At 67.9% G+C, this 17,457-nt stretch carries 20 protein-coding genes; 9 read left to right on the forward strand and 11 right to left on the reverse strand.

Annotated features, from left to right (window positions below; all coding sequences use genetic code 11):
• From PGN37_RS26675 to PGN37_RS26690, 4 genes are all read left to right on the forward strand, one after another.
• The coding region (locus PGN37_RS26675) for an MFS transporter (protein ID WP_335333963.1) at window positions 1-732 on the forward strand (732 nt) is incomplete at its 5' end.
• 14 nt (window positions 733-746) lie between these two features.
• Window positions 747-1,049 (forward strand): MFS transporter, encoded by a 303-nt coding sequence (locus PGN37_RS26680; protein WP_335333964.1) that lies wholly within the window; start codon window positions 747-749, stop codon window positions 1,047-1,049.
• Between the two features lie 49 nt (window positions 1,050-1,098).
• Window positions 1,099-2,016 carry an ABC transporter substrate-binding protein gene (locus PGN37_RS26685; protein WP_335333965.1) on the forward strand — a complete coding sequence of 306 codons (918 nt, stop codon included), beginning with the start codon at window positions 1,099-1,101 and terminating at the stop codon, window positions 2,014-2,016.
• A 6-nt stretch (window positions 2,017-2,022) separates the two neighbouring features.
• Window positions 2,023-3,000, forward strand: a complete 978-nt coding sequence (locus PGN37_RS26690; RefSeq protein WP_335333966.1) for an ornithine cyclodeaminase family protein — start codon at window positions 2,023-2,025, stop codon at window positions 2,998-3,000.
• A 17-nt stretch (window positions 3,001-3,017) separates the two neighbouring features.
• On the opposite strand, the gene PGN37_RS26695 is transcribed toward PGN37_RS26690, so the two are convergent.
• Genes PGN37_RS26695 through PGN37_RS26710 form a run of 4 tightly spaced genes read right to left on the reverse strand, consistent with a single transcriptional unit; the run spans window position 3,018 to window position 7,182 of the window.
• Complete coding sequence (locus tag PGN37_RS26695) at window positions 3,018-4,694, reverse strand: ribonuclease J (protein ID WP_335333967.1); 1,677 nt, start codon at window positions 4,692-4,694, stop codon at window positions 3,018-3,020.
• 11 nt (window positions 4,695-4,705) lie between these two features.
• Entirely contained in the window at window positions 4,706-5,608 is a 903-nt protein-coding gene (gene dapA, locus PGN37_RS26700) for a 4-hydroxy-tetrahydrodipicolinate synthase (protein ID WP_335333968.1), read from the reverse strand.
• Window positions 5,609-5,633: 25 nt separating this feature from the next.
• Window positions 5,634-6,386 (reverse strand): FAD-dependent thymidylate synthase, encoded by a 753-nt coding sequence (gene thyX / locus PGN37_RS26705; protein WP_335333969.1) that lies wholly within the window; start codon window positions 6,384-6,386, stop codon window positions 5,634-5,636.
• Window positions 6,387-6,405: 19 nt separating this feature from the next.
• Window positions 6,406-7,182: a FadR/GntR family transcriptional regulator gene (locus PGN37_RS26710; protein ID WP_335333970.1), complete on the reverse strand. Its 777-nt coding sequence runs from the start codon at window positions 7,180-7,182 to the stop codon at window positions 6,406-6,408.
• Between the two features lie 85 nt (window positions 7,183-7,267).
• Between PGN37_RS26710 and PGN37_RS26715 the strand changes: the two genes are divergently transcribed.
• A complete protein-coding gene (locus PGN37_RS26715) occupies window positions 7,268-8,173 on the forward strand; it encodes a proline iminopeptidase-family hydrolase (RefSeq protein ID WP_335333971.1) in 906 nt (301 codons plus the stop codon).
• Window positions 8,170-9,573 (forward strand): APC family permease, encoded by a 1,404-nt coding sequence (locus tag PGN37_RS26720; protein ID WP_335333972.1) that lies wholly within the window; start codon window positions 8,170-8,172, stop codon window positions 9,571-9,573. The genes PGN37_RS26715 and PGN37_RS26720 overlap by 4 nt, the downstream gene beginning before the upstream one ends.
• Window positions 9,574-9,575: 2 nt before the next feature.
• Here PGN37_RS26720 and PGN37_RS26725 read toward each other — a convergent pair whose 3' ends face one another.
• Entirely contained in the window at window positions 9,576-10,607 is a 1,032-nt protein-coding gene (locus tag PGN37_RS26725) for a GGDEF domain-containing protein (RefSeq protein WP_335333973.1), read from the reverse strand.
• A gap of 210 nt (window positions 10,608-10,817) precedes the next feature.
• Here PGN37_RS26725 and PGN37_RS26730 point away from each other — a divergent pair, with 210 nt between their 5' ends.
• Complete coding sequence (locus PGN37_RS26730; protein WP_335333974.1) at window positions 10,818-11,423, forward strand: nucleoside deaminase; 606 nt, start codon at window positions 10,818-10,820, stop codon at window positions 11,421-11,423.
• On the opposite strand, the gene PGN37_RS26735 is transcribed toward PGN37_RS26730, so the two are convergent.
• Genes PGN37_RS26735 through PGN37_RS26750 form a run of 4 tightly spaced genes read right to left on the reverse strand, consistent with a single transcriptional unit; the run spans window position 11,420 to window position 14,804 of the window.
• Window positions 11,420-12,316, reverse strand: a complete 897-nt coding sequence (locus tag PGN37_RS26735; protein ID WP_335333975.1) for a haloalkane dehalogenase — start codon at window positions 12,314-12,316, stop codon at window positions 11,420-11,422. The two genes, PGN37_RS26730 and PGN37_RS26735, sit on opposite strands and share 4 nt — an antisense overlap.
• Window positions 12,317-12,319: 3 nt before the next feature.
• Window positions 12,320-13,528, reverse strand: a complete 1,209-nt coding sequence (locus PGN37_RS26740) for a winged helix-turn-helix domain-containing protein (protein ID WP_335333976.1) — start codon at window positions 13,526-13,528, stop codon at window positions 12,320-12,322.
• The gene (locus PGN37_RS26745; protein WP_335333977.1) at window positions 13,525-14,004 is read right to left on the reverse strand and encodes a dihydrofolate reductase; all 480 of its coding nucleotides are present in this window, start codon (window positions 14,002-14,004) and stop codon (window positions 13,525-13,527) included. The genes PGN37_RS26740 and PGN37_RS26745 overlap by 4 nt, the downstream gene beginning before the upstream one ends.
• On the reverse strand, window positions 14,004-14,804 hold the full coding sequence (locus PGN37_RS26750; protein ID WP_335333978.1) for a thymidylate synthase: 801 nt from the start codon (window positions 14,802-14,804) through the stop codon (window positions 14,004-14,006). Before PGN37_RS26750 ends, PGN37_RS26745 begins: the two co-directional genes overlap by 1 nt.
• Window positions 14,805-14,847: 43 nt before the next feature.
• Here PGN37_RS26750 and PGN37_RS26755 point away from each other — a divergent pair, with 43 nt between their 5' ends.
• Entirely contained in the window at window positions 14,848-15,585 is a 738-nt protein-coding gene (locus PGN37_RS26755) for a dienelactone hydrolase family protein (protein ID WP_335333979.1), read from the forward strand.
• Between the two features lie 5 nt (window positions 15,586-15,590).
• Window positions 15,591-16,511 carry an HpcH/HpaI aldolase/citrate lyase family protein gene (locus PGN37_RS26760; RefSeq protein ID WP_442933030.1) on the forward strand — a complete coding sequence of 307 codons (921 nt, stop codon included), beginning with the start codon at window positions 15,591-15,593 and terminating at the stop codon, window positions 16,509-16,511.
• Here the strand turns inward: PGN37_RS26760 and PGN37_RS26765 are convergent, their stop codons facing one another.
• Both PGN37_RS26765 and PGN37_RS26770 read right to left on the reverse strand, forming a co-directional pair.
• The gene (locus PGN37_RS26765) at window positions 16,512-16,970 is read right to left on the reverse strand and encodes a hypothetical protein (RefSeq protein WP_335333981.1); all 459 of its coding nucleotides are present in this window, start codon (window positions 16,968-16,970) and stop codon (window positions 16,512-16,514) included.
• A gap of 36 nt (window positions 16,971-17,006) precedes the next feature.
• Window positions 17,007-17,432, reverse strand: coding sequence for a flavodoxin family protein (locus PGN37_RS26770; protein ID WP_335333998.1), 426 nt, complete (start codon window positions 17,430-17,432; stop codon window positions 17,007-17,009).
• Window positions 17,433-17,457 lie beyond the last annotated feature (25 nt).

The raw sequence follows: 17,457 nt of genomic DNA on the forward strand, positions 1-17,457 counted from the left end.
ATCGTCGGCATCGGACTGGGCGGCGAATTCACCGTCGGCCTGGCGATGCTCGCCGAGATCGTCGCCACCCGGCACCGCGGCTCCCTGCTCGCGACGCTCAACATCTCCTCGGGGGGTATCGGCAACATCGCGTCGTTCGGCTTCTTCTGGCTGGTCCTCGGCCCGCTCAACGGCGTACTCGGTGGCAACAACACGTCATGGCGGTGGACGTACGTGATCCTCGCCGTCCCAGCGGTGCTCGTGGTCTTCTTCCGGCGCTACCTTCCCGAGTCGCCCCGCTTCCTGCTGTCCAAGGGCCGCGTCGACGAGGCGAACCAGAGCCTCACGCGGCTGGCCAGCGGAAGTGTAACCGCGCTCCGGAAGCCCGGCCCCACACAACAATTCGTCACCGAAGCCGATATCCCGGCAACGGTGAAGAGCAGCTACGCCGAGGTGTTCAAAGGGCAGAACCTGCGGCGTACCGCAGCGATCGGCGCCGCCTCGTGGATGTCGTTCGGAGCTCAGGTGACACTGCTGTTCCTGATGCCCATCCTGCTGGTGTCCCGCGGATACTCATTGGCGGATTCGCTGGCGTTCACCATGATCATGAACATCGGCTCGCTGTTTCGGCGCCTGCGCCGCCTCGTATCTGGCCGGCAAGGCACCGCGACGGCTCACCGTCACCGTCGCCGCCGTTCTCGGATGCATCTCGGCCATCTGCTTCGCATCCTTCGCCCATTTCGACCGCGCTGATCCTGGTGCTCGGCATGATCTTTCAGTTCTTCACGATGATGCTCAACACCATGCTCTCGGTCTGGTCGCCGGAGCTGTTCCCCACGTCGGTACGGGCCATGGGCACATCGGTCGTGAACGGTATCGGCAACGTCGCCGGGGCAGTCATGCCCTTCGCAGCGTTGTTCTTCTTCGACCGCGCCGGCGTGGCCGGGGTGTTCGCGATGATCGCCGTCATGTACGCGCTGCTGGTCGCTGCAGCGCGCTTCGGTCCGGAAACGTTCGGCCAGCCACTGGAAGCCGTCACCGAGAAGCCTGTGCTCACGCACGCTGCCTGACAACACGAGGCCTGAGTTCTCCTTCCGCCACCACCAGAAAGAACGAAACATGTTGACACTGAACATTTCCGCGACCGCCCACGGACTGAACTATCTTCCGCAGTACTACGCAGAACGCATCGGATTGTTCGCCGATCACGGTCTCGAGGTCACCGCGACAGCGAAGGATCCGTGGACCGGCGTGCTCGACGATCTCGACAGTGGCGCCGCGGACATCGCACTCGGCGGTCTCTGGGTACCGGCGATGTACGTGGGCACCTCCCGCGAGCTGTCGGTTTTCGCCCAGGTCAACCACCAGTTCCCGAAGGCTCTGGTGACGCGAGCACCCCGGCCGGAGTTCGCCTGGTCCGACTTGATCGGGCAGACCGTGCTCGCACCAGGTATCGGCGGCAGCGCTCCCTACGCGTTCACTGCCGGCCTCATTCGCGAAGCGGGCGTCGATCCCGCCTCGATCACGTTTCTGCGCGATCTGTCGACACCGATGTTCGTCGAGCTGTTCGAAGCCGGACTCGGCGAGGCCATCGTACTGGACCACACCACTGCAGAAGCACTGCAGCACAGGGGAACCGGGTTCATCGCTGACGACTACGTCGCGACGGGCGGATTGGGCCCCAACAGCGTGTACTACTGCCGCTCGGAGCGGATGGAGGAACTCGCCGACCGATTAGTGCTCTTCACCTCCGCTCTGAGCCAGTCGATGCAACTGCTGACGTCCGTGACCGTCGACGATCTGGCGCCACTGCTGCGCGAGCACTGGCCGTCCGCGCCGTCGGAGGTCCTGGAGCGTGCATGTGGCCGGATGCTTCACTCTGCGACCTGGGCCACCACCCGCATCGACCGGTCGGCTACTGAACGGTGGTTGCGTATCCTGTTCCAGGAGAGCATGGTTCGCTCGATACCTGCGTTCGATGACGTCGTCGACACCCGCATCGTCGACGCGGTCGACTCTCTTGCGGTCACGGCCTGATTCGCCGTGGTCCTCATCCTGACGCACTCCGACATCGCCGACCTGCTCGACCGGAACGACATCCGCGACGCTGTGGAGAGCGCGCACGGCGCGCTGTCCCGCGGTCAGTGGGAGAACCCGGCGCCGCGATCTCTGCACCTTCCCGAGCGGGGGTCGGCGGTTCCGATGGTCACGGCCAGCGCGGCTTCGGTCTCGGTCAAGGTGCTGTGCGATCTGCCGGGCAACGTGACCCGCGGACTGCCCGGTCAACGCTCCACGATCGTGATCAGCTCGGCACTGAACGGCGAGTGCATCGCCCTGCTCGACGGCCGCGCGATCACGGCGATCCGCACGGCGGCAACCAGCGCGGTGGCCACCGCGCACCTGGCGACTGACTCTGCATCCGTGCTCGGGCTCGTCGGCGCAGGCAACCTCGCCGTCGAACATGCCCATGCCATCGCCGCGATCAGGGACATCGAGCGGATCGTCGTGTGGAGCCGCAGCGGCACCACGGTAGATGCGTTCCTCGCCGCGACCACCGAACTCGGCATCCCCGTCACCAGGGCAGCGTCAGCCCAGACGGTCGTGGCCGAGGCCGACATCGTCTGCACCCTGACACCCTCGCGTGAGCCCGTCGTCTTCGGAGAGTGGCTGCGGGCCGGGCAGCACGTCAACGCGGTCGGCGCACCGCCCCGACCGGATCATCGCGAAGTGGATTCCCACGCCATCGCGCGGTCGCGCCTCGTCGTCGACAGCCACGCCAACGTGATGTCGAAATCCGGCGGGGTTCTCCTCGCCCTTGCCGACGGCGCCATCACCGCAGATGACGCCCGCACGGAGCTCGGTGACGTCATCACCGGGGCCGCCCTCGGCCGAACGTCACCCGAGGACATCACGCTGTTCGAGTCGGTCGGCATGGGGTTGCAGGACCTTGCCGCTGCCGAACTCGTCGTCGCGCGCGCCCGCGAGCTCGGCCGCGGTACGCGCATCGACTTGGCGTCGTAGCTCGGGCGGCAGGCCCGCTAGATCTCGATGACGGTCGGCACGATCATCGGCTGGCGACGGTAGGTCTCGCCCACCCACTTGCCGACAGTGCGTCGCACCGCCTGGGCGATCCGCGCCGGATCGGTGATGTGCTGCCCGGCAAGGTTTTCCAGCTCCGCCTCGACACGACGGGCCACGGGCTCGAGCGCTTTGGGGTCTTCGGAGAAGCCGCGCGAGGACAGGTGGGCGGGTGCCACCGGCTGGCCGGTGCCGCGGCGCACCACCACCGTCACCGAGACGAAGCCCGACGTCAGGATGAGCCGCTCGCCCAGGGTCGCGTCGCCGACGTCGCCGGTGACCAGACCGTCGACGAACATCTTCCCGACGGCGACCGCCCCGGCGATCGCGACGCGGCCCGCCGACAGATCGACGCTGACCCCGTTCTCCGCGATGACGATGTTCTCCTCGTCGACGCCGGTGCTCGCCGCCAGGGCGGCGTTGGCGCGCAGCATCCGCCACGTGCCGTGCACGGGCATCACGTTGCGCGGGCGCACCCCGTTGTAGAGGAACAGCAGTTCACCCGCATAAGCGTGGCCCGAAACATGTACGCGAGCTTGACGATTCGTGACAACACGGGCGCCGATCTTGGCCAGCGAGTCGATCACCCCGTACACCGCCTCCTCGTTGCCGGGGATCAGCGACGAGGACAGGATCACCAGGTCGCCGGCGGTCAGCGTGATGCTGCGATGCTCGCCGCGCGACATGCGCGACAGCGCCGCCATCGGCTCCCCCTGCGTGCCCGTGGTGATCAGCACGACACGGTCGGCCGGCATCATCTCCGCGGCACCGATGTCGAGGACGTCCTCGTCGGCGACCGTGAGGTAGCCGAGGTCGCGGGCGATGCCCATGTTGCGCACCATCGACCGCCCGACGAACGACACCTTCCGACCGAGTGAGACGGCGGCGTCGATGATCTGCTGCACGCGGTCGACATTCGAGGCGAAGCACGCGACGATGACGCGCCCATCCGCCCCCCGGATCAGGCGATGCAGTGCCGGTCCGATCTCGCTTTCCGACGGCCCCACTCCGGGGATCTCGGCGTTGGTCGAGTCGCACAGGAACAGGTCGACGCCGGCGTCGCCGAGACGGGACATGCCGGGCAGGTCGGTCGGGCGGCCGTCGAGCGGGAGTTGATCGAGTTTGATGTCGCCGGTGTGCAACACGGTGCCTGCCCCGGTGTGGATGGCCACGGCAAGACATCCGGGAACGGAGTGGTTGACGGCGAAGTACTGACATTCGAAGACGCCGTGCGTGGAGCGCTGCCCTTCGGCGACCTCGACCAGCTTCGGCGACAGCCGGTGCTCGCGGCACTTCTCTTTCACCAGCGCGAGGGTGAACTTCGAGCCGACGATCGGGAGATCGGCGCGCATCTTGAGCAGGTACGGAATCGCCCCGATGTGGTCCTCGTGGCCGTGGGTGACGACGAGTGCCTCGACGTCGTCGAGCCGGCCCTGGACGAGCCGCAGATCCGGCAGGATCAAGTCGACACCCGGTTCGTCATGGGTGGGGAACAACACGCCGCAGTCCACGATCAACAGCCGACCGAGATGCTCGAACGTCGTCATGTTGCGGCCGATTTCGTTGATGCCGCCCAGCGCGGTCACCCGCAGGGCACCGGCGGCCAACGGGCCCGGTGCGACGAGTTCGGATTCCACTGGCTGTCCCGCTATCGAAGCACCGCTGCGGCCCGCAGGTCCGCGGCCAGCGCCTCGAGTTGGTCGTCGGTGGCCGGCACCTGCGGCAGTCGCGGGTCACCGACATCGAAGCCCTGCAGGTGCAGCGCCGCCTTCGACAGCGTGACACCGCCCAGCCGGGCTTGGGCGGCCGACAGCGGCGCCAGCGACACGTTGATCTTGCGTGCGGTCGCCACGTCACCGGAAGCGAAGGCGGACAGCATGTCTCGCAGCTGCCCCGCCGCGACATGGCCCCAGACGCTGATGAAACCGACGGCGCCCATGGCCAGCCAGGGCAGGTTCAGGGCATCGTCGCCGGAGTAGTAAGCCAGCCCGGTCTCGGCGATGATCTGACCACCGCCGTGCAGGTCACCCTTGGCGTCCTTGATCGCGACGATGTTCGGATGCTCGGCCAGGGCCCGGATGGTGTCCCATTCGATCGGCACGACCGACCGCGGCGGGATGTCGTAGAGGATGACCGGCAGGTCCGTCGCGTCGGCGACGGTGCGGAAGTGCGCGAGCAGGCCCTCCTGCGGTGGGCGCGAGTAGTACGGGGTGACGACGAGCAGCCCGTGCGCGCCTTCGGCCGCCGAGGCCTTGGCCAGTCCGACGCTGTGCGCGGTGTCGTAGGTGCCCGCCCCGGCGACGATGTGGGCACGGTCGCCGACGGCCTCGAGCACGGCTCCCAGCAACGCGATCTTCTCGGCGTCGGTGGTGGTCGGCGATTCACCCGTGGTTCCGGAGACGACGAGGCCGTCGCAGCCGGCGTCGACGAGGTGGGTGGCGAGGCGCTTCGCGGTCTCGATGTCCAGCGAGCCGTCGGGCTTGAACGGAGTGACCATGGCCGTCAACAGGGTGCCCAATCGGGCGGTGACGTCGAAGGCGGCGGTACTCACGGGCACCAAGATTACCCTCCCCGCCTCAGCCCTCCGTGGCCAACGGGCTGGTCGCGACCTCACTGCCGTCGGCGAGCACGGTGATCTCGAAGTCGGCGAACACCGCGGGCGCCGTGTCGGCGAGCTGGCGCAGGCACTCCACGGCGAGGCGCCGGATCTCGACGTCGGCGTGCTCGCTGGCGCGCATCGCGATGAAATGCCGCCACGCCCGGTAGTTGCCGGTGACGACGATGCGGGTCTCGGTGGCGTTGGGCAGCACGGCGCGGGCGGCTTGGCGGGCCTGCTTGCGCCGCAGCGTGGCGTTCGGCACGTCGGCGAATCTTTCCTCGAGCCGCGCGAGCAGCTCGACGTAGGCGGCCCGGCTGGCGTCGGCGGCGTCGGCGACGATCCGGGTCAGCTCGGGGTCGCCGTCGACGCCGGGCGGCGCCACCACCGCGACGTCGCCTTCGGGCACGTAACGCTGCGACAGCTGCGAGTAGGAGAAGTGCCGGTGCCGGATCAGCTCGTGGGTGCACGAACGGGAGATCCCGGTGATGTAGAAGGACACCGAGGCGTGTTCGAGCACCGAGAAGTGTCCGACGTCGATGATGTGCTGCACGTACGCGGCGTTGGTCGCGGTCTTCGGGTTGGGCTTGGACCAGCTCTGGTAGCAGGCTCGGCCCGCGAATTCGACCAGCGCCGCGCCGCCGTCGGCGTCTGTGCTCCAGTCGACGTCGGGGGGCGCGGTGAATTCCGTCTTGGCGATCAGCTGCACGCGCAGCGGCGCGATCTCGGCCACCGGCGCAGCCTATCGGCTCTCACTCGGCGGGCACGCCGGCGCGGCGCATCGCGGTCATGATGTGCCCGAAGTCGATCGTGCCGTGGGCGCGGGCCAACGCGTCGGCGTCGTCGGCGCGTCCGTCGGCGATCGCGGCGACGATGAGTTCGTGCTCGCGGCGGGCGCGCTCCTCGACGGCGCGCATGGTGTCGGGTTCACCCCACAGGTGTGCGGGCGCGGAGATGCTCACCCGCGCCTTGAGGTCGTTGAGCACGCCGGCCAGCACGTCGTTGTGCGCCGCGTCCGAGATCGCCGCGTGCAGCCGGCTGTCCGCCTGCTGCGCGTCCAACCCCGTCTGCGCGGTGCGGTACTCCTCGAGTCGCCTCGCCAGTACGGCGATGTCGGCGTCGGTGCGGGATTCGGCAGCGGCCCGGCACACCGCGCCCTGCAGACGGCACACCGCATCGCAGTGCACACGCAGGTCGTCGAGACGGCCGGCCAACGTGCGCCCGACGGCCTCGGTGGACGACTCCGGCCACTGCTCGCGGACGAACGATCCGCCGCCACGCCCGCGGCGTGTCTCGAGCAACCCGCGATCGACCAGCCGGGCCAGCGCCGCGCGCACGGTCATCCGACCGGCGCCCAGGTATGTCGCCAGGTCTCGTTCGCCGGGCAGCCGCGCACCGGGAAGGTACTCACCGATCGCGATCGCGGTGATCAGTCGGTCGGTCACCTCGTCGACACGCGACGAGGAGTCCAGTTGTCGGTGCAGCACGCCGGCCGGCGCCTCACCCGCGGGTGATCCGTTGTGCCCCATCAGCGGAATCCCCTTCTCGTCACCGACATGTTAATTCGCCAGATTGGTCTTGCGGTGAGACCTTTGCAAGGTTCATGCTGATGCGATGCAGCGCGACACCCGTCTGGTCCCGTTCCGCGAGTATCAGACCTGGGTGCAGATCACCACGCCGGAGGCCGTGACACCCGGCGCCCTACCGCTGTTCGTCCTGCACGGCGGACCGGGCATGGCCCACGACTACGTGGCCAACATCGCCGAGCTCGCCGACGAGACGGGCCGCGTGGTCATCCACTACGACCAGGTGGGGTGCGGCAAGTCCACCCACCTGCCCGATGCGCCCACCGACTTCTGGACGCCGGCGCTGTTCGTCGACGAATTCCATACCGTGACAAGCGCTCTCGGCATCGAGCGCTACCATCTGCTCGGCCAGTCCTGGGGCGGCATGCTCGGCGCCGAGATCGCGGTGCGCCGCCCCGCCGGCCTCATCTCGCTGGCGATCTGCAACTCCCCGGCGTCCATGGGGCTCTGGGTGCAGGGCGCCGCAGAACTGCGGGCGCAGCTGCCACCGCAGACCCAGGATGCTCTCGACCGGCACGAGGCGGCCGGCACGGTCACCGACCCGGAGTACCTTGCCGCGACGATGGAGTTCTATCGCCGCCACGTGTGCCGGACAGAGCCGTTCCCCCAGGACTTCCTCGACAGCGAGGCGCAGATGGAGGCCGAACCCACGGTCTACCACACGATGAACGGGCCCAACGAGTTTCACGTCGTCGGCACCCTGCGGGACTGGACGATCATCGATCGCCTCCCCGACGTCGCGGCGCCGACCCTCGTTGTCGCCGGGGAGTTCGACGAGGCCACGCCGGCCACGTGGCAGCCCTACGTCGATCGCATCCCCGACGCACGCGGTCACGTCTTCGCCGAATGCAGCCACTGCAGCCATCTGGAGGAACCCGAGGAATTCCGCGCCGTGATCGCGGCCTTCCTCGCCGAGCACGAGGACACCCCATGACCGAGACCGAACCCGCCCCGCAGCGCACGCTGGAGTCCTTCGGCTACAAGCAAGAACTGCACCGCTCGGTGTCGACGTTCGACCTGCTGGTCTACGGGCTGGTGTTCATGGTGCCGATCGCACCGTGGGCGATCTTCGGCACCGTCTACAACAGCTCCTCGGGCATGGTGCCCCTGGTCTACGCCGTCGGCCTGGTCGCGATGATCTTCACCGCGATCGCCTACGCGCAGATGGCCAAGTCGTTTCCGCTGGCCGGGTCCGTGTTCTCCTATGTGGGCCGCGGAATACACCCCGGCGCAGGCTTTTTCGCGGGCTGGGCGATGCTGCTGGACTACCTGCTGGTGCCCACACTGCTGTACGTGTTCGCCGCGGAGTCGATGATCGGGCTGTTCCCGGACACGCCCCGGTGGCTGTGGGCGATCCTGTTCGTCCTCGTCAACACCGCGATCAACGTGCTGGGTGTCGACTCGCTGAAGATGGCCAACCGGGTGTTCCTCGCGATCGAGCTGGTGTTCGTGGTGGTGTTCGTCGTGATCGCGGTGCGTGCGATCAGCGGCGGCAGCCTGCCCGACGTCGGGTGGAGCGTGAGCCCCATCTGGAATCCAGAGACCGTCAGCGCACCGCTGCTGGCCGCGGCGCTGTCCATCGCGGTGCTGAGCTTCCTGGGCTTCGACGGGATCTCGACGCTGGCCGAAGAGTCCACGGGCACCCGCAATCCGGCAGGCAAGGCCATGGTCGGCGCGCTGTTCATCGTCGCGTTCCTGTTCATCACGCAGACGTGGCTGGCCAGCCTGCTCGCCGGCGGCCGCGACGCCTTCGGAGACGACGAGGTCGGCAACGCCTTCTTCAACCTGGTGCAGGCGGCGTCGTCGACCGGCTGGATGAACGCGTTCTTCGTCGTCAACGTGCTCGCCGTCGGCTTCGCCAACGCGATGGCAGCCCAGGCCGCCACGAGCCGGCTGCTGTTCTCGATGAGCCGCGATCGTCAACTCCCCCACTTCCTGTCGAGGATCAGCTCGCGGCAGGTGCCGATCGCGGCCATCCTCACGGTCAGTGCGCTCTCGATCGTGCTGGTGCTGTTCTTCGTCGGGCAGATCGCGCTGATCTCCTCGCTGGTCAACTTCGGCGCCCTGTTTGCGTTCTGCCTGCTGCACATCTCGGTGGCGTGGTACTACCTGGGCCGCAAGAAGTCGAAGAACTACCTGCTGCATCTCGTCGTGCCGGCGCTCGGTTTCGTGATCATCGCCTACGTGCTGATCAATGCCGATTCGCTGGCCAAGATCGGCGGCATCGTGTGGCTGGCGATCGGCGCGGTGGTCTACGTGGTGAACAGGATGCGCGGAGTCGGGACGGGGCCGTCGGAGGATCACGCGGCCCAGGCGCCCACTCACGCGGGCTGACGTCAGCCCTGCGCGTCCTGGCCTCGGCCCGGCGCGGTGAGCTCCCGATGCTCGACGCGGTCGCCCCCGGCCCGCTTGGCGCGATACATGGCGGCGTCGGCGGCGGCGATCATCCGATCGAGAAAATCCGGGTCGGTGACGCCGTGCTCGTCGACGTGATGCTCGAGCACCGCCGTGCAGGTGCCGAGGCTGGCGGTGATGTCGAACGGCAGCTCTGCGATGCTCTCGCGGAGAGCGTTCGTGATCTCCGAGTGGCCCGACGGTGCGGCCGTGTCGGCGACGACGAACTCCTCGCCGCCGAGACGGCCGAGAACGGCCTCCTCACCGCAGATTCGCCGGAGCACGTCGCCCACCTCGGCGAGCGCTCGATCTCCCGCCGCATGGCCACGGGAGTCGTTGAGCCCTTTGAAGTCGTCCAGGTCGATCATCGTGACGTTGACGGCCGTGCCACCCTGGTGGCCGCTCCGTCCGCCCGAGGTCAGCTCTCGAAGAGCCTGATAGAACGAGCGTCGGTTCAGCAGGCCGGTGAGCGAGTCGCGGCCTGACTCTGCGAGATCGGCATGGAGCGAGTGGACCAGGGAGTAGATGCCGAACGGCACACCGACGTTGAGTGCCACCACGGTGACCGTGGCGGCGATGGTCACCGCGACGTCGCCGCTGTCCACGATGAGTCGGGTCGCGGTGATCAGGACACACACGGCCGCGACGGCGCCATTGCCCAGCACGTCGGCCAGCCGGTGGAAGTACGCCAGGAATCCGCCGAGCACGGCGAACATCACACAGCCCATGAGACCGGCGTACGCGTACGACATCGACAGCGAGCCCGCGGCGATGCAGGCACAGCACACCATGTTGTAGATCAGCGACCGTGTGCGGCTGGGCCAGCCGGGCAGCCACACCGTGGAGACGACGATCGCGCTGACGCCGGCGGTGATCGCCGCGACCCGCGCGACCGGCGTCGACGGACCGACCGGGCTGGACAGAAGGATCAGCGGCAACACGCCGAGTACACAGGTGAACGCGAAAACAGCCAAGCGCCAACGTGTTTCGAGGCCGTGACCGCGCAGGTACGCACTGAACGCGTCGAATCGGCCGGCTTGGTGCCACCACCCAGGCATGCACGGGTCCTGTCAGGTTCTCTAGTCGTGCTACAGCTGCATTCTGCCTGCTCCCGACCCAGCTGTGCGCGCCAAGTTCTGATCATCGCGGCGAGCGAACCGGCCGCAGCGACGTTAGGGTTTTCCATGTCTTTCACGCCAGAGGGCGCCGCCGCCACCATCGCCTCGCGCCTGCTCGACGTCATCGACACCGACATCCTCCCGTTGACCGAACGCGGAGTGTCCGGCGGCAACAAGGTCTTCGGCGCCGCGCTGCTGAGGAAGTCGGATCTGTCCCTTGTGATCGCGGGTACCAACGACGAGACGGTCAACCCGTTGTGGCATGGCGAGATCAACACCCTGCGCCAGTTCTACGAGCGCATCGACCGGCCGTCGACCAAAGACCTGATCTTCCTCACCACGCACGAACCGTGCACGCTGTGCATGTCGGCGATCACGTGGGCGGGCTTCGACAACTATTACTACTTCTACAGCCATGAGGATTCCCGCGACAGTTTCGCGATCCCCCACGATCTGAGGATCCTCAAGGAGGTGTTCGGGCTGGACCCCGGCGGTTACCGCCGCACCAACGCCTTCTGGACGGCGCACTCCGTCGTCGACCTGATCGAGGCCGAAGCCGAGCCGCTGCGCTCGACGCTGCTGGCCCGGCGTGACCGCATCCGCGCCCGCTACGACTCGCTGTCGACCCAGTATCAGGACACCAAGAGCGGCAACGACATTCCGTTGAATTAGCTGGGATTGGAGGCGACGAAGTCGACGACGACGGACGCCAGCTCGGGCCCCTTGTCCTCCTGCAGGAAATGCCCGCCGCCGGCGATCGTCACCTCGGGCTGGCCCTGCGCTCCCGGGATGAGCTTCCGCAGAGGGGCATCGCCACCCTTGGTGATCGGGTCGGAGTCGGAGAAGGCGCACAGGAACGGCTTCTCGAACTGTCGCAGCACCTCCCATGCCGCTCGGTTCGCGGGTGCTGCCGGGTCGTCCGGGCTCGTGGGCACGAGCGTCGGGAACTGTCGCGCCCCGGCCTTGTACGAGTCGTCGGGAAACGGGGCGTCGTAGGCGGCGATGACGTCGGGGGGCAGCGTCGAGACGCAGCCGCCGCTGATGATTCCTCCGACCGGGAAGTCGGGGGTCTCCTGGCTGAATCGCTGCCATGCGAGGAACGCCTCGCCGGGATGTTGGTCCCCGGTGGGCAACGCGGTGTTGGCGGCCACCACGCGGGCGAAACGGTCGGGGTGCTCGCCGACCAGGCGCAGTCCGATGAGCCCGCCCCAGTCCTGGCACACCAGCGTGATGCCGGTCAGGCCGATCGCCTCGATCGCGCCCCACGTCCAGTCGACGTGCGCCTCATACGCGTAGTCCTCCCGCCGACTCGGCTTGTCGCTACGCCCGAACCCGACCAGATCGATCGCGACCGCACGCAGTCCGGCATCGGTGAGCACCGGGATCATTCGGCGGTACAGGTAACTCCACGACGGCTCTCCGTGCAGGAGCAGCACGACCTCGCCGTCGCGGGGCCCCTCGTCGAGGTAGTGGATGCGTAGTCCACCGACGTCGACGTAGTGCGGCGCGAACGGGAAATCAGGCAGGTCGGCGAAGCGCTCGTCAGGGGTGCGGAGAACGTCCATGCCTCAGTGAAGCAAGGCGGTGCGCAGCTGCGGGACCAAATCGCCGCGCTCTCCCACGGCGACACCGGAGAGTCCGAGCCAGCCCGCCATCCGCCGGAGCTGCGTGGCGAGCTCGCCGGCCACACGCGCCTGGTCATGGCCGTCCTCGGTGAAGGCGCCGACCACCTGCAGGGCTCCCGCCGCCCGGTCCGCCTTGAGGTCGACCCGTCCCACCAGCCGTCCGTCGAGCAGGAACGGCCACACGTAGTAGCCGAACTGCCGCTTGGGAGCCGGGGTGTAGATCTCGATGCGGTAGTGGAAGCCGAACAGCCTCTCGACGCGGGGACGGAAGAAGATCAGCGGATCGAACGGACATAGCAGCGCGGTGCCACGGTCGCGTCGCGGCACGATCTGACCGGCGCGCAGATACGCCGGCGCCGCCCACCCCTCGACCTCGACGGGCTCCAGTTCCCCGTCGGCCACCAATGCGGCGATCGCCGGCTTGACCTGCCGGGCGTTGAGCCGGAAGTAGTCACGGATATCGGCCTCTGTCGCGATCCCCAATGCGGTGGCCGCGCGCAGCGCGAGCTCGCGCACCGCCTCCGGCTCACTCACCTGCCGGGCCACCACCTCGGGCGGCAGGACCCGCTCGGTCAGGTCGTAGTGCCGGGCGAATCCGATCCGCGTCGCGGTGGTCAGCACACCGGAGGCCCACAGCGCTTCGGCGACCCACTTCGTGTCGCTGCGATCCCACCACGGGCCTTTGCGGCCCCGCGGCTCGGATTCCAGATGGGCCTCGATCTGCCCGGCGGTGGCCGGCCCGAGCTCGGTGATCGCGGCGACGACGTCCTCGGCGAGCTTGCCGTTGCGCTTGACGATGTCCCTGCCCCAACGGCCGTGCTCGTATTCGGCCATCCGCCAGCGCATCAGCGGCCAGTCGTCGACGGCCATCAGCGCAGCCTCGTGAGCCCAGTACTCGACCAGCAACCGGGGTGAGCGGGCCGAGTGACTCCACGCCGCGCGGTCCACGAGGTCACGGTCGTAGGGGCCGAGGCGGCTGAACACCGGCGCGTAATGGGCCCGCACCGCCACCGAGACAGAGTCCAGCTGCAGCACCTGAATACGGGCGATGAGCCGCTTGAGGTGGGCGCGGGTGACCGCGCCGGCCGGTGTGGCTTCGCCGAATCCCTGCGCCGCGACGGCCACCCTGCGCGCCTGCGCAGCGGTGATCATGCCCGCAGGTAGGTGGCGAACCGGTAGCGCAGGCCCGACGCACTGTCCTGCCAGTCGCCCACCGTGCCCACCCAGCGTTCGTCGAGCACCGGCGCGAGCGCGTCCTCGTCCTCCCGCCGCAGATCGATGTCGATCTCGGTGACCTCACACCGCGTCGCCCGCGGAAGCGTCAACCCGTAGATCTCCGACCCGCCTATCACCCACGCATCCTCGAGCGCGATCCCGTCGAGCTCCGTCACCGTGTCTGCCCCGTCAGCCACGTAGTCAGCATGCCGGGTGAGTACGACATTTCTGCGCCCCGGCAACGGCCGGAACCTCTCCGGCAGGGAATCCCACGTCCGGCGGCCCATGATCACGGTGTGGCCCATGGTGAGGTCTTTGAAGCGGGCCATGTCTTCGGGGAGCTGCCACGGAATCCCGTTGTCCCGGCCGATCACCCCGGAGCTCGATTGCGCCCAGATCAGGCTCGGGCCCACTAGACAGCCACCGGTGCCTTGATCGCCGGATGCGGATCGTAGTTCTTGACGACCACATCCTCGTAGGCATAGTCGAAGATCGAATCGCTATGCGCCAGAACGAGTTCGGGATACGGACGCGGCTCGCGAGACAGCTGCTCGGTGACCTGGTCGACGTGGTTGTCGTAGATGTGGCAGTCGCCGCCGGTCCAGATGAAGTCGCCGACACCTAAGCCTGCCTGAGCGGCCATCATGTGGGTCAGCAGCGCGTAGCTGGCGATGTTGAACGGCACGCCGAGGAACAGGTCCGCGCTGCGCTGGTACAGCTGGCAGCTGAGCCTGCCGTCGGCGACGTAGAACTGGAAGAACGCGTGGCACGGCGGCAGCGCCATCTGCGGGATCTCTCCGACGTTCCATGCCGAGACGATGTTGCGACGGCTGTCCGGCTCTGTGCGAAGCAGGTCCAGCGCGGCGCTGATCTGGTCGATGTGATCACCGGACGGAGTGGGCCACGATCGCCACTGAACGCCGTAGACGGGGCCGAGATCGCCTGTCGGCGAGGCCCATTCGTCCCAGATGGTGACACCGTGATCCTGCAGCCAGCGCACGTTGGAATCGCCGCGCAGGAACCACAGCAGTTCGTAGACGATCGACTTGGTGTGCACCTTCTTGGTGGTGATCAGCGGGAAGCCGGCGTTCAGGTCGTACCGCAACTGGTGGCCGAACACGCTGCGGGTGCCGGTGCCTGTCCGGTCGGATTTCGCGGTCCCCTGCTCGAGTACCAGACGCAGGAGGTCCTCGTACGGCGTGGGGATGGGCACGGCCCATAGCTTACGGGCCGCGACCGGGAGTAGAACGGAACCCATGCCGAGGATCACCGACACTGTCACCACCGCCGACGGCTCCTGCCCCGTCAGCCTGCACACGCCCGACGGGGACGGCCCGTGGCCGGGCGTCGTGATGTATCCCGACGCCGGAGGCACCAGGGCGACGTTCCGGGCGATGGCGGACAAGCTGGCCGAGCACGGCTACGCGGTCCTGGTGCCCGACGTGTACTACCGCGACGGGGACTGGGCGCCGTTCTCGATGGCCACCGTGTTCGAGGACGAGTCCGAACGCACCCGGCTGTTCTCGATGATGGGCAAGGTCACGCCCGAGGTCATGGCGTCCGACGCCGCCGTCTTCTTCGACTATCTGACCGCTCGTCCGGAGGTGCGCGGCGACGCGTTCGGGACGACGGGGTACTGCATGGGAGGACGGACCTCACTGACCGTGGCCGGTCTGGTGCCGGAGCGGGTGGCTGCGGCGATGTCCTTCCACGGTGGCGGATTGGTCACCGACGAACCGAACAGCCCTCACCGGCTCGCCGACCGGATGCGGGCCGCGGTCTACGTCGGCGCGGCGAAGAACGACCGGTCGTTCACGGTCGACGACGGCGAAGCCCTGGACAAGGCGCTGACCGCCGCCGGGATCGAACACACCGTCGAGTTCTACGACGCCTTCCACGGCTTCGCGGTGCCCGACAACGGCCCCTACGACGAGCCGGCCGCACGCCGGCATTGGGAGGCGATGCGGTCGTTCTTCGGCGCTCACCTAGGGTGAGCGGCGTGTATGACCAGACCTTCAGTGAATCGGCGTTCGGCGAACACGGAACGCGGATAGATCCGGTGCTCGCGCGCAGCTGGCTGCTCGTCAACGGCGCGCAGTACGAGCGGTTCGCGCCGGCCGAGGAGTCGCGCGCCGACATCGTGGTGCTCGACATCGAAGACGCCGTCGCTCCGAAGGACAAGGCCAGGGCTCGCGACAACGTGACGCGCTGGCTGGCCGACGGACACTCCGACTGGGTGCGGGTCAACGGCTTCGGCACCGAATGGTGGGCCGGCGACCTCGACATGCTCGCCGGCACCTCGGTGGGCGGGGTCATGCTCGCGATGGTCGAGTCGGTCGATCACGTCACCGAGACCGCCAAGCGCCTGCCGAACGTGCCGGTCGTCGCGCTCGTGGAAACAGCTCGCGGGCTGGAACGCATCACCGAAATCGCCGCGGCCAAAGGCACTTTCCGGCTGGCATTCGGTATCGGCGACTTCCGACGCGACACCGGCTTCGGCGACAACCCGACGACCCTGGCCTATGCGCGGTCACGTTTCACCATCGCGGCCAAGGCCGCGCACCTGCCGGGAGCGATCGACGGGCCGACCGTCGGGTCTTCTGCCCTGCGGCTGAGCGAGGCGACCGCGGTGTCGGCGGAATTCGGGATGACCGGCAAGATCTGCCTGACCCCGGATCAGTGCCCCACGGTGAACGAGGGGTTGTCCCCGTCGCTCGAGGAGATCAGCTGGGCCAAGGAATTCCTTCTCGAGTTCGAACGCGACGGCGGTGAGATCCGCAACGGCTCAGACCTTCCGAGGATCGCGCGCGCGAACAAGATTCTCGACCTGGCGCGCGCCTACGGCATCGAGCCCTCGGAGTTCGACGACGTCGACGATCCCGTGCACATCCCGGCGCCGTCGGACACCTACCACTACTGATCACGCGTTCCGGCGGCGCTTGTTGAGAAATGTCCCCACCCCGCGCAGGATGCCGCGAGCCGCGTAGACGCCTGCGAGGATCGACAGCACGATCATTACCACGAACATCAGCACCCAGTTCGTCCGCCCGTGATCGACGTTCCACCACACGATCGTGAACAGCACCGCACAGACGAAGACGACGATGTCGCGCCAGTTGCCTTCGTAGGACGCGGCGAGCTGACGGAGTTCGCGGTTCTTGTCGACGGCAGCGATCAGGTCATCGATACGTATGTCGATGACGCGCTGGAGCTCTGCCCGCCGCTCCACCTGCTCGGCGGGAATCCGCTCGAGCAGGTCCATGTCCTTCGCGATCAGGCCGCGGATGTCCGGGGGCCGCAAGTTACCGGCCGCGACACCGAGCAGGGCGCCGCCGGCGATCGGAGCGCCGGCGAGCGCGATTTCGGCGATACCAGGCATGATGCTCCTTTCCCGACGGGCGCAGCATACCGACGGTCATTCCATGAGCGAAGCAGCGACGGTAGCGCCGAGGTTCCAGCACGCCTCGAGATCGTCCTTGGTGGGTTTGCCTGAGACCACGACGAATTCCGCCGCCTTGACCCACCCCAATCCGGCGGTGATCGCCTCCACTGCGCGCTCGGCCCCCTCGGCGCCCTCGTTGCCGTGCAGCCAGAGGCCGTACGGCCGCCCCCGAGCGGAGTCCAGGAGGGGGTAGTAGCTCTGGTCGAATGCATGCTTGAGCGCGCCGGAGATGTAGCCGAGATTCGCCGGGCTGCCCAGCAGATAGCCGTCGGCCTCGAGCATCTCGACCGATGACACCGTCAGCGCCGGCCGTCGGATGACGTCGACGCCCTCGATGTCGGGGTCGGTCGCGCCGGCCACCACCGCCTCGAACATCTCCTGGCAGTGTGGCGATGGCATGTGATGGACGATGAGCAGCGTCTTG

Source organism: Mycobacterium kyogaense (assembly GCF_036946525.1).
In the GTDB taxonomy this organism is placed as follows: Bacteria; Actinomycetota; Actinomycetes; order Mycobacteriales; family Mycobacteriaceae; genus Mycobacterium; species Mycobacterium kyogaense_A.

Excerpts from the sequence above, each read along its gene's own strand:
- PGN37_RS26680 (WP_335333964.1), top strand. The coding sequence starts at position 747 with ATGATCTTTCAGTTCTTCACGATGATGCTCAACACCATGCTCTCGGTC.
- PGN37_RS26685 (WP_335333965.1), top strand. The coding sequence starts at position 1,099 with ATGTTGACACTGAACATTTCCGCGACCGCCCACGGACTGAACTATCTT.
- PGN37_RS26710 (WP_335333970.1), bottom strand. The coding sequence starts at position 7,182 with ATGGGGCACAACGGATCACCCGCGGGTGAGGCGCCGGCCGGCGTGCTG.
- PGN37_RS26715 (WP_335333971.1), top strand. The coding sequence starts at position 7,268 with ATGCAGCGCGACACCCGTCTGGTCCCGTTCCGCGAGTATCAGACCTGG.
- PGN37_RS26720 (WP_335333972.1), top strand. The coding sequence starts at position 8,170 with ATGACCGAGACCGAACCCGCCCCGCAGCGCACGCTGGAGTCCTTCGGC.
- PGN37_RS26730 (WP_335333974.1), top strand. The coding sequence starts at position 10,818 with ATGTCTTTCACGCCAGAGGGCGCCGCCGCCACCATCGCCTCGCGCCTG.
- PGN37_RS26735 (WP_335333975.1), bottom strand. The coding sequence starts at position 12,316 with ATGGACGTTCTCCGCACCCCTGACGAGCGCTTCGCCGACCTGCCTGAT.
- PGN37_RS26740 (WP_335333976.1), bottom strand. The coding sequence starts at position 13,528 with ATGATCACCGCTGCGCAGGCGCGCAGGGTGGCCGTCGCGGCGCAGGGA.
- PGN37_RS26755 (WP_335333979.1), top strand. The coding sequence starts at position 14,848 with ATGCCGAGGATCACCGACACTGTCACCACCGCCGACGGCTCCTGCCCC.
- PGN37_RS26765 (WP_335333981.1), bottom strand. The coding sequence starts at position 16,970 with ATGCCTGGTATCGCCGAAATCGCGCTCGCCGGCGCTCCGATCGCCGGC.
- PGN37_RS26770 (WP_335333998.1), bottom strand. The coding sequence starts at position 17,432 with ATGCCATCGCCACACTGCCAGGAGATGTTCGAGGCGGTGGTGGCCGGC.